Genomic DNA, 14,133 nt, shown 5'->3' on the forward strand with positions numbered 1-14,133 from the left:
TTTTATGAAAAAAGCAATCATTAGCACCGCAATCATTTTTCTTTTCATAGCCTGTCAAAAGACAGAAAAAGGAAATTTAATTCAGGGAAAAATAGAAAAAGAACAAATTGCCGTTGTGAGTAAAATTCCGGGCAAGATTTTAAAAATATGGGTCAAAGAAGGCGATTTGGTTCAAAAAGGAGATACGCTCGCTGTTTTGGATATTCCTGAGGTAGACGCTAAAAAAAGCCAGGCCGAAGGAGCTGTTGTCTCAGCAAAGGCACAATACAAAATGGCTGTAAAAGGGGCCACCGAAAACCAGATCAAGCAACTGGAAGCTAAAAAAACGGGACTGAAAGAACAATACGAATTTGCACAAAAATCAATCAGACGACTGACCAATATGCTTAAAGATTCTCTTATATCACAGCAAACTTACGATGAAACTTTTGCCAAATATCAGGGTGCACAAGCACAATACAACGCCGTTGTCGCAGAATTAGACGATGCCAAAAAAGGAGCCCGAATCGAACAGCAAACAATGGCACTCGGACAACAGGACCGGGCGCTTGGAGCATTGCAAGAAGTAGAAACCGCCAACAAGGAACGCTACATCATTGCTCCTCAAAATATGAGTATCGAAACCATCACCTTAAATCTTGGCGAACTGGCCCTACCCGGTTATACTTTATTCAATGGATATATCGACAACAGTATTTATTTTCGCTTTACGATTCCTGAAAATCAATTGGGAGAATTTAAAAAAGGACAGGAAATTACCGTTCATGTTCCCTATAAAAAAGAAAACATTAAAGGGAAAATCTCAACGATAAAACAACTGGGAGCCTACGGAAATATTGCTACGGCCTATCCTGATTATGAAATGCAGGAAAGCTTGTTTGAAATAAAAATAACACCTGTTAATATGGAGCAAACCAAGGATCTGATTACGAAAACGACTGTCACCTTATCTCATTAACTATGCAAAATTTCTTTTCATTGCTTAAACGGGAATTTCAATTATTCTGGAAAAACAAAGTCCTGAGAATCCTTTTTATCGGTGCACCTATTTTATATGGTGTTTTATTAGGCTACGTTTACGGGAAGGGCAAAGTTACTGACTTACCCATTCTTGTAGTCGATCAGGACCGTTCTGAACTAAGCTCAAAAGCCATCCAGATGTTTGAAGACAACGAAGTACTATCCGCCTCCTCCATTTTATACGACCAGAACAATCTTTCAAAAATTGCCATACAAAAAGACGCCACTTGTGTGGTTATCATTCCGAAAGATTTTGAGAAAATGACGCTCACCAAAAAATATCCTGAAATTACAACTATAGTTAACACCTCTAATGTACTCACTGCTAACTATGCCTCAACAGCCATACAAATTTGCCTGGGCACTTTAAAGGCCGGCGTTCAAATCGAAACCTTAAGAAAACAAGGAGTTCCGGAAAACTTGCTTGCCTCACAATACGAACCCTTCAAAACTACATTTATCAAAAAATACAACCGAAGTACTAATTATATGTATTTTCTCTGGCCGGGGGTTTTAGCGACTGTTCTACAACAGGTTTTACTATTAGGACTGGCGCTTTCATTTGCGTCAGAATTTGAAAACGGAACTTTTAGAGACCTCGTAAAAAAATGTCCCTCTCTTCTGAAAATGCTGGCAGTAAAAATAATCCCTTACCTGATTATGAGCTTTGGAATCTGGATCATTTACTGGCTTTTCACTTTGTGGTTCCGACTTCCCTTTTACGAAAACTTAGCCCCTCTTACTTTTATTGCCGGAATTTTTGTGCTGGCGGCTTCTTTCATCGGAATTCTGGTCAGCATCGTAGTTCCGAATCAGTTAAAAGCAACCGAGATTTTAATGGTAATAGCCACACCAAGCTTTATCTTAAGCGGTTTTACCTGGCCCTTAAGTCAGATGCCACAGACTGTACAAGCCATTGCCAATGTAATTCCACTCACCCATTTTTTAAAAGCTTTCAGAATATTAATTATTGAGAACGGTACATTTTCACAAACCACAGCCTCAATCCGCAACATGATCATCATTGGACTCGTCTGTGCCGTAGCTGCCTACATTGCCTTATACTTTAAAAAGAAAGAAGCACTTAAAGAAATTTAGCTCCTTTACTACGAGACATAAAAAAAGCACAGAAATTTAATCCCTGTGCTTTTGTATCTTAAGAGTAAACGAAAATTATTTTTCGATTTCTCGCATAGAATCCATTTTCTTATGTGCCAGGAATCCAGCAACATCTTCAAAGTGCTCTTTTACACGTTTGTTTCCAAATTCAAACACTTTAGTCGCTAAGCCGTCAAGGAAATCACGGTCGTGAGAAACCAAAATTAAAGTTCCGTCGAAATCACGTAAGGCATCTTTAATAATATCTTTGGTTTTCATGTCCAGGTGATTCGAAGGCTCATCCAGAATCAATAAGTTTACAGGCTCTAACAATAGTTTAATCATTGCCAAACGAGTTTTTTCTCCTCCTGAAAGCACTTTTACCTTTTTGGTAATATCATCTCCCTGGAACATAAACGCTCCAAGAATATTTTTAATCTGAGTACGGATATCTCCTACTGCAATAGCATCAATCGTTTCAAAAATAGTAGCATTCTCATCTAGTAATGACGCTTGGTTTTGTGCAAAATATCCAATTTGTGCGTTATGTCCAATCTCAACACTTCCGGAATCAACACCAATTTCTTTCATGATCGCTTTGATCATAGTCGATTTTCCTTCTCCATTTTTCCCCACAAATGCAACTTTCTGACCGCGTTCAATTACGACATTAGCATCTTTAAACACCACATGGTCTCCATAAGCCTTAGACATTTCTTTTACAATAACAGGGTATTGTCCGGAACGTGCCGCTGGCGGGAATTTCAAACGCAATGCAGAAGTATCTACTTCATCAACCTGAACAATTTCAAGCTTCTCCAGCATTTTTACACGAGACTGAACGGCGTCTGTTTTTGAGAATGTTCCTTTAAAACGATCAATAAAAGCTCTGTTATCAGCAATCATTTTTTGCTGCTCATCGTATGCTTTTTGTTGGTGTATACGACGGTCTTTTCTCAATTCTAAATAATGAGAATATTTCGCTTTGTAATCATAAATCCTTCCCATGGTTACCTCAATCGTACGATTCGTAATATTATCTACGAATGCTCTATCGTGTGAAATCACAACTACTGCTTTTGCCGAATTAACCAAAAACTCTTCCAACCATTGAATACTTTCAATATCCATGTGATTGGTTGGCTCATCCAGTAAAATCAAATCCGGTTTTTGAAGAAGAATTTTAGCCAATTCGATACGCATTCTCCATCCTCCTGAAAATTCAGAAGTCTGACGAGTAAAATCTTCGCGCTCAAAACCTAAACCTGTTAATATTTTTTCAACTTCTGCTTCGTAGTTTACTTCTTCGATCGCATAGTATTTCTCACTTAAATCTGAAACTCTCTCGATTAATTTCATGTAAGCATCACTTTCATAATCGGTACGAACCGTTAATTGCTCATTGATTTCATCGATTTCAGCTTTCATTTTAAAAATTTCTCCAAAAGCCTTAGAAGCTTCTTCCATTACAGTCGAACCATCTTTTGTTAACAAATGCTGAGGCAAATAAGCCACAACGGCATCTTTCGGAGTCGAAACACTTCCGGTAGAAGGTTTACTTTGACCGGCAATTATTTTTAAAAGTGTCGATTTTCCCGCACCATTTTTACCCATAAGGGCAATTTTATCATTCTCATTGATAGCAAAAGAAACATCGCTAAATAATGTAGTTCCACCAAACTGAACCGAAATATCGTTAACTGTAATCATTATTTTCTGTGAATTTGTTTAATCGGTTAATCGTTTATTTGATAACCCATTTTTTTCGTGGTGCAAAGATAGATTAATTAGATAATTAGGCAATTAGATAATTAGAAAATGTGGCAATGTGATAATTTTTCAAAACCTATTCCAAAACAAAACCCGACAGGATTTTAAATCCTGTCGGGTTTGCTAAAATTATCTAATTGACTAATTACTTAATTATCTAATTTAGTCTTTTCTCCATTTTTTAGTTTCTTCAAAAATATGTTCTAAAATTGAAGCTTCTGTTTCGTCAAATTCAATATTTCGGCGTCCCATAACTAATTTCGCTGTTTCAAAAGCTTTTTTGGTCACATAAGTTGTAAAACCGGCTGCCCCGCCCCAAGAAAAACTTGGAACAAAATTGCGTGGAAAACCGCTTCCAAAGATATTAGCACTTACTCCAACTACTGTTCCGGTATTGAACATGGTATTGATTCCACATTTACTGTGATCTCCCATCATTAAACCACAAAACTGAAGTCCGGTTTTAGCAAACCCTTCGGTTTCATAACTCCATAGCTTCACTTCTTCGTAATTGTTCTTCAGGTTCGAATTGTTACTGTCGGCTCCAATATTACACCATTCGCCTAAAACAGAATCCCCTAAAAACCCATCATGGCCTTTGTTTGAATTTGCAAAAAGCACTGAGTTCTTCACTTCTCCGCCAATTCTCGATCCGGGACCTACTGTTGTAGCTCCGTAAACTTTGGCGTTTAGTTTCACCTGTGCATTCTCGCATAAAGCAAAAGGTCCGCGAATTACAGTCCCTTCCATAATCTCTGCATTCTTACCTATATATATTGGCCCATTAGAAGCATTCAGTGTTACAAACTCTAATTTTGCACCTTCTTCCAGAAATATGTTTTCGGGAGCAATAACATTTACACTTTTCGGAATTGGCTGCGATTTTCTGTCTTCGGTCAAATACTGAAAATCTTCACGGATCGCGGCATCATTTTTAGAAAAAATATCCCAGGTATGTTCTACGGTCAGACAAGCGTCATTGTATGGAATGATTTCATAGGAATCAAAATCAACTTCTTCCTGATTTTCATTGGTAAAAAAAGCAATTACATCATCCCCTTTAAAAATAGCCTGATTAGCCTTTAAATCTGAAACCATCTCCGCAAGTGTATCATTTGGTAAATACGCTGCATTGATCATTACATTCTCTTCCATTTCTACCATCGGAAATTTTTGCGATAAATAATCTTCGGTAATGGTAGTTATAGTCGAACCTAGACGTGCTTCCCATTTCTGGCGAATCGTCATAATTCCAATTAATATGTCGGCAACAGGTCTTGTAAAAGTAAAAGGTAATAATGCATTCCGGACGGGACCGTCAAAAAGAATGTAATTCATAAATAATTAAATTTGATACTTGTTAAAATCTTGATTTGGTTATCGGGTTCAAAGTTACAATTATTTTATTTGTGTCATTTGTACTGTAACAGATATAGTACATTTTTTTTAACCGCTAAGTGCGCTAAGATTTTACGCAAAGTTCGCCAAGTTTTTTTTGCAGGTATGCCTTTTTAAAGGGACAAAGCTCGCAAAGCTTTGTAAACAGAGGCTTTACATGAAACCTTGTACTTGTTTGTATTAAATAAAAAAGCCTCCCGAATGGAAGGCTTTTGTATAATTTTAAACCGCTATTATTTTTTAGCGTGTTTTGCATATTTAGTTTTGAATTTATCAATACGTCCTGCAGTATCGATAAGTTTAGATTTACCAGTATAAAATGGGTGAGATGTTCTAGAAATCTCCATTTTTACAACTGGATACTCAACTCCGTCAACTTCAATTGTTTCTTTTGTATCTGCAGTAGATTTAGTGATAAAAACTTCGTCATTTGACATGTCTTTAAATGCAACTAATCTGTAATTTTCTGGGTGAATTCCTTTTTTCATCTTTTTATTTTATTTATTGTTTAGAGCATTTTTATTTTGAAGCTTTTCCATGGTTAGAAAAAGGTGTAAACAACACTACTCTTTTTTTGTTTAAAACTTTTAATTATTTTTAAGTGCGCAAATTTACAACTTTTTTCGAATTAACAAATCTTTTAATCAATATTTTTAACGAGTTGGCGATTTGCATTAAAATTTTTAATATCTATCTGGTGTGTACTCGTAATTACTATATTTGTGGATTAATTTTAAAACATATAGAAATATGATCAATGAAGTTATTAAAAAGAATGGAATTACTTACGGTGTAATGATTGGAATTGCATCTGCATTATTTACTGCTACGATATACGCGATTGATCTGAATCTGTTCACAGCCTGGTGGATGGGTATCATAGGTATTGTAATCAGTCTGACAATCAGCATTGTTTTACTTTCTAAAACTAAGAAAGAATTAAAAGGAGTTTTCCCTTTCAAAGATGCTTTTACCACTTACTTTATAGCTGCTGTAATTGGGGTTCTAATTTCTACTTTATTTAATATTGTTTTATTTAACGTTATTGATCCGGGAGCAAAAGATACTTTAAACGAAATCATGATCAAATACACTGCAAACATGATGCAGAAATTTGGAGCACCTGCTTCATCAATTAATGAGGCCATTAGCAAAATGAAAGAAAGCAGCCCTTACTCGACTATTGAATTATTAAAGGGATCTGTTTTTGCAATTGTTATCAGTGCCATTTTTGGATTAATTTTCGCCGCATTTTTTAAAAGCAAAACTACACAAGAATAAAAAAATAAATGAATTTATCTATACTTATACCGCTTCTTAATGAGGAGGAATCACTAAAAGAACTCTATTCATGGATTATTAAAGTGATGCAATCTAACAATTACTCTTATGAAATCATTTTTGTGGATGATGGAAGTACAGATGATTCTTGGAATATCATTGAAAGGTTCTCTAACGAAAATCCGAATGTAAAAGGAATTCGTTTTATGAAAAACTTTGGAAAATCGCAGGCTCTGCATGCTGGTTTTGCCAAAGCACAAGGAGATGTTATCATCACTATGGATGCGGATTTACAAGATAGCCCGGACGAAATTCCTGGTTTATATGAAATGATCACAGTTCAGAAATTTGATTTGGTTTCAGGATGGAAAAAGAAACGTTACGATTCTGTTGTAGCAAAAAATCTTCCTTCAAAACTATTTAACTGGGCCGCCAGAAAAACTTCAGGTGTCGAGTTAAACGATTTCAACTGCGGACTGAAAGCTTATAAAAATGCAGTAGTTAAAAACGTTGAAGTTTCGGGCGAAATGCACCGTTACATTCCGGTTTTGGCCAAGAATGCTGGTTTTAATAAAATCGGAGAAAAAGTGGTTATTCATCAGGCCCGTAAATATGGTGAAACTAAATTTGGAATGGAACGTTTTATAAACGGCTTTCTTGATTTAATTACTATTTGGTTCTTATCCCGATTCGGAAAAAGACCTATGCACTTGTTTGGTGCCATTGGATCTTTAATGTTTATCATCGGATTTTTACTGGCGGGTTATATCGGAATTTCAAAACTATACCACATGTATAATGGAATGAAATACAGCCTAATCACCAATAACCCATGGTTTTTCATTGCTTTAACTACCATGATACTGGGAACACAATTGTTTCTGGCTGGTTTTCTGGGTGAAATTATCCTGAGAACCAAAAATAACGAAGCTCGTTACAAAGTAGCCCGTGAGGTTAATTTTTAACGCAAAACCCTAGCCCCGATAGTAGTGGAAATCCTTTTTCTTTTTCCTTTAAAAAGAAAAAGATTGAAACAGATAGCGGGAATAAGCTCTATAAAAAACTTATTATTTTAATACAAAAAGACACGAATGATGAATATAGCACCGAATATTCTAAATGCAGTAAACGAATGGCTAACCCCTACATTTGACAGCGAAACGCAAGCTGCTGTTAAAGAATTAATGACCACCTCACCAAAGGAACTAGAGGAAAGTTTTTATAAAAATCTGGAATTTGGAACTGGCGGAATGCGTGGTGTGATGGGTGTTGGAAGCAACCGAATTAACAAATACACCCTTGGGAAAAACACTCAGGGTTTATCTGATTATTTACATATTGCGTTCCCAAATCAACCTTTAAAAGTAGTCATTGCGTATGATTGTCGTCACAACAGCAATACTCTGGCAAAGGTTGTTGCAGATGTTTTTTCGGCAAACGGAATTCACGTGTATTTATTTTCAGATTTGCGACCAACTCCGGAATTATCCTTTGCACTTAAATATTTAGGCTGCCAATGCGGAATTGTATTAACTGCTTCTCACAACCCACCGGAATATAACGGCTATAAAGTATACTGGGAAGATGGCGGACAAATTGTTCCTCCCCAGGATACTGCAATTATTGACACGATCGAGAATTTAGGCTATGATAAAATTAAATTTAAAGCTAACGAAAGCCTCATCGAGTATATCGATATCGAACTCGACAAAGCTTTTGTAAAATCGTCTATCGAAAACGCAAGCTTCAATACTCCTGCTAAAGCAAAAGACAACCTACATATTGTTTTTACTTCTTTGCACGGAACCTCTATAAAATCTATTCCTGATACTTTATCACAGGCAGGTTATAAAAACGTACACATCGTACCGGAACAAGCTATTCCTGATGGAAATTTCCCAACGGTAAAATCTCCAAATCCGGAAGAACCTGAAGCTTTAACTATGGCTCTGGCTTTGGCTGATAAAACGAATTCAGACATTGTAATCGGAACGGATCCTGATTGTGATCGTCTTGGTGTTGCTGTTAGAAACAACGAAGGCAAATTGATTTTACTAAACGGAAATCAGACCATGGTTATGATGACTGCTTTCTTATTGAAACAATGGAAAAAAGCAGGTAAAATTAACGGAAAACAATTCATTGGCTCAACCATTGTTTCGACTCCGATGATGATGGAATTAGCCACCAATTATGGTGTTGAATGCAAAGTAGGATTGACAGGTTTTAAATGGATTGCCAAAATGATCAAAGATTTTCCTCAACTTCAATTTATTGGAGGTGGTGAAGAAAGCTTTGGTTTCATGGTTGGTGATGCCGTAAGAGACAAAGATGCCGTTGCTGCAACCTTATTAATCTGCGAAGTTGCCGCTCAGGCAAAAGCAGCGGGAAATAGTGTTTACAAAGAGCTTCTTCAGCTTTATGTTGAAAACGGTTTTTATAAAGAACATTTGATTTCTTTAACCAAAAAAGGGATGCAGGGTCTGGAAGAAATCAATCAAATGATGATCAGTTTGCGCAACAATCCGTTAAAAGAAATCAGCGGGCAACGCGTGATCATGATGGAAGACTACCAGACATCAATTGCTTTGAATTTATTGACAGGAGAAGAATCTGTAATGGATATTCCAAAATCAAATGTACTGATTTATTATACCGAAGACGGTTCTAAAATTTGCGCAAGACCAAGCGGAACTGAGCCTAAAATTAAATTCTACATTAGCGTTAATGCACAGTTGGATTCCGTTGAGGATTTTGATGCGGCAGAAAGCTACCTGGACGAAAAGATACAAAGCATTATTGCAGGTATGCAATTGAAATAAAACAATGAGTGACAAGCTTGACACAAATGACAAACCTGAACTATTAGACTCGATAATTGGGCTAATAGATCAAACACGTCATTTTGTTGCCAAAACGGTTAATCAGGAATTAACGCTCTTATACTGGAAGATTGGAAAAACGATTAATGAAGAGATCTTAAAAAATGATCGGGCTGATTATGGAAAGAGACTTATTCAGAATCTAAGCATTAATCTTTCAAACAGATACGGAACTGGTTTCAACAAAAGAAACTTACATAGTTTCATCAAATTAAACACTGTAATACAAGACTTTACAATTGTGCACACAGTGTGTGCACAATTGACCTGGTCTCATATCAGATCATTAATTTACATTGAAAATGATATAAAACGTGAATTCTACATCCAAATGAGTATTCACGAAAGATGGAGTGTTCGAACTTTACAAGAACGTATGGACAGCATGCTTTTTGAAAGAACTGCGATCAGCAAAAAACCCGAAGAAACAATCATCAATGATTTAGCTTTACTGAAAAACGAAAAACAAATTAGTCCGGACTTAACTTTTCGCGATCCGTATTTCTTAGATTTTTTAGGATTACATGACACTTATTCCGAAAAAGACTTAGAAAGTTCCATCTTAGCTCAATTACAAAACTTCATCACAGAGATGGGCAGTGAATTTGCTTTTCTAGCCCGCCAAAAAAGAATTACTATTGATGATGAAGATTTTTATATTGATTTACTTTTTTACCATAGGGGATTAAAATCTCTGGTCGCTATCGATCTAAAACTAGGAAAATTTAAAGCCGGCTATAAAGGCCAAATGGAATTGTATTTACGCTGGTTAGAGAAAAACGAACAAAAAGAAGGAGAAAACAAACCAATTGGATTAATTTTATGCAGTGAAAAATCACCTGAACAAATTAATTATCTAATGCTGGACAATGACGAACAAATCAAAGTATCAGCCTATTTAACCCAATTACCTGAAAAAAAATTATTATTAGAAAAGCTAGAAAAAGCAATTGCCATAGCAGAAAATAACATCAAAAATAAATGAGTAATTTCAAAAAAATAGTTCCTTTTATATATCCTTATAAAAGATATGCATTCTTAAATATCTTTTTTAATATTTTGTATGCACTTTTTAGCACGCTTTCTTTCATGGCATTAATTCCGATGCTTCAGGTTTTGTTTGACAAAACGAAGAAGAATTATGTGATGCCGACTTATGAAGGAATTACCCATGCAAAAGAATTTGCCGAAAACTACCTAAGCTATTACATTACAAAAAATACAGATCCTAATAATCCCGGATTTATACTTTCTGTGATGGTGGCACTTATCATTTCGATATTCTTATTGAAAAATTTAGCCGATTATCTGGCTATGTTTTTCATTAACTTTTTGCGAAATGGTGTTTTGAGAGACATGCGAAATGCGCTGTATAAAAAAACATTGGAATTGCCGCTGGCTTTTTATTCTGAAAAAAGAAAAGGAGACGTTATCTCCCGAATTTCTGCCGATGTCAATGAGGTTCAGACTTCGTTTTTAGCAATCTTAGAACTTATCGTAAAAGAGCCTTTAACTATTGTTTTTACGATATGTGCTATGTTAATCATCAGTGCTAAACTTACCCTGTTTGTATTTGTTTTTATTCCTGTTTCGGGATATATTATCTCCTTAATCGGAAAACAATTAAAGAAACAATCGGGTAAAGCTCAACAGGAACAAGGCAGCTTTTTATCGACTATCGAAGAAACGATTGGAGGTTTAAAAGTGGTAAAAGGATACAATGCTGAGAATTACTTCAACACTATCTTTCAAAATTCAACGGAACGTTTTTTCAAACTGTCCAACAGTATTGGAAATCGCCAAAACTTAGCCTCGCCTGCCAGTGAGTTTATGGGAATTACTGTAATTGCGATATTACTTTGGTATGGAGGTCAAATGGTTCTGATTGAAAAAACACTCGACGGCCCATCTTTTATTGCTTACATGGGATTAGCTTATAACATTCTAACGCCTGCAAAAGCAATCTCTAAAGCTTCTTACGGAGTAAAAAGAGGAAATGCCGCTGCGGAACGTGTTCTTGAAATTTTAGAACAGGAAAATACCATTACCTCTAAAGACAAAGCAGTTGAAAAAACAACGTTCGACAGTAACATCAGCGTTCAAAATATCAACTTTAAATACGAAGACGAAACGGTTCTGAAAGACTTTTCTCTTGACATTAAAAAAGGACAAACTGTTGCACTTGTTGGACAATCCGGTAGTGGAAAAAGTACGATTGCCAATTTGTTAACCCGTTTTTATGATGTAAACGACGGAACAATTTCAATTGACGGCATTAATATCAAAGACATGAACTTACAGTCGCTTCGCAGTTTGATGGGACTGGTAACACAGGACAGTATTTTATTCAATGATACCATCAAAGCCAATATCGCCTTAGGAAAACTCGACGCAACTGACGACGAGATTATCGAGGCACTAAAAATCGCAAATGCTTTTGAATTTGTAAAAGAACTTCCATTAGGCATTTACACCAATATTGGCGACAGCGGAAACAAACTTTCAGGAGGACAAAAACAACGATTATCAATTGCCCGAGCGGTCTTGAAAAACCCACCAATTATGATTCTGGACGAAGCCACATCAGCATTGGATACTGAAAGCGAGAAATTTGTTCAGGTAGCTTTAGAGAATATGATGCAAAACAGAACTTCGATTGTAATTGCTCACCGACTTTCAACCATTCAGAAAGCAGATCTAATTGTTGTTATGCAAAAAGGAAAAATCGTAGAACAAGGAACACATGACGAACTGATTGCGCATAACGGAACCTACAACAAACTGGTTACCATGCAGTCTTTCGAGTCCTAAACATAAGCAAACAGGCTTAGCCACAAATTATACAGATTACCACAGATTATTTTTCTCTCAACGAATTAAAATCTTATATTTATCTGTATAATTTGTGGCTTTTTTATTTCGAATAATCTTAAATCCGTAAAAATGTACCTTAATAATTCAAACATAAAACTTCCGGATGACCCGGATACAATTGTCTGGAAATACTTAGACTTATCTAAATTCCTTGATTTATTAATGTCCAAAAAACTATTCATGTCCCGTTCTGACAAGTTTGAGGATCAGTACGAGGGCACTTTTAGCGAACCAACCTTTGAAGAAATTAAAAAACTGGCCATAGACAATCCGGATTTCTTAAACTACTACAAAACCCATCGCGAACAGGTAGCCATAAGCAGCTGGCACATCAACGAATATGAATCCTTTGCCATGTGGCAGATTTTCACCAAAAACAATGAGGGTTTAGCTATTCAGTCTACCATAGGAAGACTGCAAAATGCTGTAAAACCGGAAAACAATTTCGATCAGTATATTGGCGAGGTAAACTATATCGACTACAAAAAAGAGTACATCCCGTTTGATGATTTATTCTTTCCCTTTTTATTTAAGCGTAAAAGCTTTCAGTACGAAAGAGAAGTTCGAATTCTTACCGATACTTCAAAAAGTGACATTAAACTAAACGATGGCTTAAAAATCAATGTTGACCTAAGGCAATTGATCGAAAAGATTTACATTCATCCAAAATCTGAAAACTGGTACAAAAAACTGGTAATCGATTTAACGGAACGTCTGGGATTTGATCTCGAAATCGAGAAATCGGATCTGGAAAGTGATATTTTGATATAGGTTTTTTTAAAGGTGCTGAGATTCTGAGGTGCTAAGGTTCTAAGTTTTTTTGCCACAGATTGCACAGATGAAAAGAATTTTACGCATCATCTAAAAGAAAAAGGCTTTTAAAAATTAAGTAAATTAATTTTTAAAAGCCTTTTTTCTGGTTCAAAAATCTTAGGATCTTAGAATCTCAGCACCTTAGAACCTTCTAAATAGGTTTATAACTTTTAACTTCCCATTTTTTAGAAGCTAGGTCGATATAATTGTAATGTAAAACATCATTTTTATCAAACTGTCCATTTTGGTTCGTATCTTCAATCGTTCTGAAATACAAACGATTTCTTGATTCGATTAAATTCCAGTCTACCAATTCCTGAAAGTCTTCTGAAATTTTAGTAAAATGTTCACCGCTGATATTACTTAAATACAAGGTCTTAATATCACTGGTGTCAATTTTACCATCTTTATTGGTATCTGAGTCCGCCAGAGTATACACCATAATCTGATTCTGTGTTTTATCAGCAACCGTTTTTAAATAAGTAGCCGTCAAAATCAGGGCTGGTTTATCTGTCAAAGGACGTATGGAATCTGAATCAACTTTCTGGAACTTCAGGTTTTGTAAATACCCCGTGATTTCAAATTCTCCTAAATTAGAGATTGTAAAACTTACATCATTTACACTCGAAGAGCCATAACGGGCTTTTGTTCCTTTTTCAAAAACACGCAAGTCTCCAACCGGATGAATCAAATAACTTGTTCCTTCCATTTGAATAGGCAAATCGGCTATTTCAATCTGCGTAGAATCTGTTTTTGCAACAGTATTAGTTTTACTGGCGGTGTCGTAAATTACTTTAGGCTTCTTCACTTCATCTTTACAACTTGTAAGTGTTCCGATGCTTGCCAGGGCTATATAGGTTAAGATCTTTTTCATGTATGCTACTTCTATTAGGATATCAAATATAGTATTTTTGATTGTATTATCTAGTTTTATTGAATTTTACTAGAACCACTTCTATAAGTTGTTCACGCAGATACTTGCATACTCAGCAGAAAG

12 protein-coding genes are annotated in these 14,133 nt (G+C 35.7%); 8 read left to right on the plus strand and 4 right to left on the minus strand.

The genetic code is table 11. The annotated features are described in order from the left end of the window. The first annotated feature begins 4 nt into the window (after positions 1–4). Positions 5–958 carry an HlyD family secretion protein gene (locus B0A80_RS02095; RefSeq protein WP_089076249.1) on the plus strand — a complete coding sequence of 318 codons (954 nt, stop codon included), beginning with the start codon at positions 5–7 and terminating at the stop codon, positions 956–958. Positions 959–960: 2 nt separating this feature from the next. Further along, positions 961–2,118, plus strand: a complete 1,158-nt coding sequence (locus B0A80_RS02100; protein WP_089076250.1) for an ABC transporter permease — start codon at positions 961–963, stop codon at positions 2,116–2,118. A 75-nt stretch (positions 2,119–2,193) separates the two neighbouring features. On the opposite strand, the gene B0A80_RS02105 is transcribed toward B0A80_RS02100, so the two are convergent. The 3 genes from B0A80_RS02105 to B0A80_RS02115 all read right to left on the minus strand — a co-directional run bounded on the left by B0A80_RS02105 (position 2,194) and on the right by B0A80_RS02115 (position 5,774). Further along, positions 2,194–3,828 carry an ABC-F family ATP-binding cassette domain-containing protein gene (locus B0A80_RS02105; protein WP_017498126.1) on the minus strand — a complete coding sequence of 545 codons (1,635 nt, stop codon included), beginning with the start codon at positions 3,826–3,828 and terminating at the stop codon, positions 2,194–2,196. A 222-nt stretch (positions 3,829–4,050) separates the two neighbouring features. Beyond that, complete coding sequence (locus B0A80_RS02110; protein ID WP_070907615.1) at positions 4,051–5,226, minus strand: GlmU family protein; 1,176 nt, start codon at positions 5,224–5,226, stop codon at positions 4,051–4,053. 293 nt (positions 5,227–5,519) lie between these two features. Then, complete coding sequence (locus B0A80_RS02115) at positions 5,520–5,774, minus strand: type B 50S ribosomal protein L31 (protein WP_008464817.1); 255 nt, start codon at positions 5,772–5,774, stop codon at positions 5,520–5,522. Positions 5,775–6,036: 262 nt separating this feature from the next. Between B0A80_RS02115 and B0A80_RS02120 the strand changes: the two genes are divergently transcribed. From B0A80_RS02120 to B0A80_RS02145, 6 genes are all read left to right on the plus strand, one after another. Then, the gene (locus B0A80_RS02120; RefSeq protein ID WP_070907616.1) at positions 6,037–6,567 is read left to right on the plus strand and encodes a DUF4199 domain-containing protein; all 531 of its coding nucleotides are present in this window, start codon (positions 6,037–6,039) and stop codon (positions 6,565–6,567) included. An 8-nt stretch (positions 6,568–6,575) separates the two neighbouring features. Continuing rightward, positions 6,576–7,532, plus strand: coding sequence for a glycosyltransferase family 2 protein (locus B0A80_RS02125; protein ID WP_089076251.1), 957 nt, complete (start codon positions 6,576–6,578; stop codon positions 7,530–7,532). A gap of 129 nt (positions 7,533–7,661) precedes the next feature. Next, the gene (locus B0A80_RS02130; protein WP_070907618.1) at positions 7,662–9,389 is read left to right on the plus strand and encodes a phospho-sugar mutase; all 1,728 of its coding nucleotides are present in this window, start codon (positions 7,662–7,664) and stop codon (positions 9,387–9,389) included. Positions 9,390–9,393: 4 nt separating this feature from the next. Then, positions 9,394–10,434: a PDDEXK nuclease domain-containing protein gene (locus tag B0A80_RS02135; protein WP_089076252.1), complete on the plus strand. Its 1,041-nt coding sequence runs from the start codon at positions 9,394–9,396 to the stop codon at positions 10,432–10,434. Then, entirely contained in the window at positions 10,431–12,260 is a 1,830-nt protein-coding gene (locus B0A80_RS02140; protein WP_089076253.1) for an ABC transporter ATP-binding protein, read from the plus strand. The genes B0A80_RS02135 and B0A80_RS02140 overlap by 4 nt, the downstream gene beginning before the upstream one ends. Positions 12,261–12,392: 132 nt before the next feature. Continuing rightward, positions 12,393–13,094: a DUF2971 domain-containing protein gene (locus B0A80_RS02145; RefSeq protein WP_070907621.1), complete on the plus strand. Its 702-nt coding sequence runs from the start codon at positions 12,393–12,395 to the stop codon at positions 13,092–13,094. 193 nt (positions 13,095–13,287) lie between these two features. On the opposite strand, the gene B0A80_RS02150 is transcribed toward B0A80_RS02145, so the two are convergent. Next, the gene (locus B0A80_RS02150; RefSeq protein WP_089076254.1) at positions 13,288–14,010 is read right to left on the minus strand and encodes a hypothetical protein; all 723 of its coding nucleotides are present in this window, start codon (positions 14,008–14,010) and stop codon (positions 13,288–13,290) included. Positions 14,011–14,133 lie beyond the last annotated feature (123 nt).

Origin of the sequence: Flavobacterium tructae (assembly GCF_002217475.1) — a bacterium.
Classification (GTDB): domain Bacteria; phylum Bacteroidota; class Bacteroidia; order Flavobacteriales; family Flavobacteriaceae; genus Flavobacterium; species Flavobacterium tructae.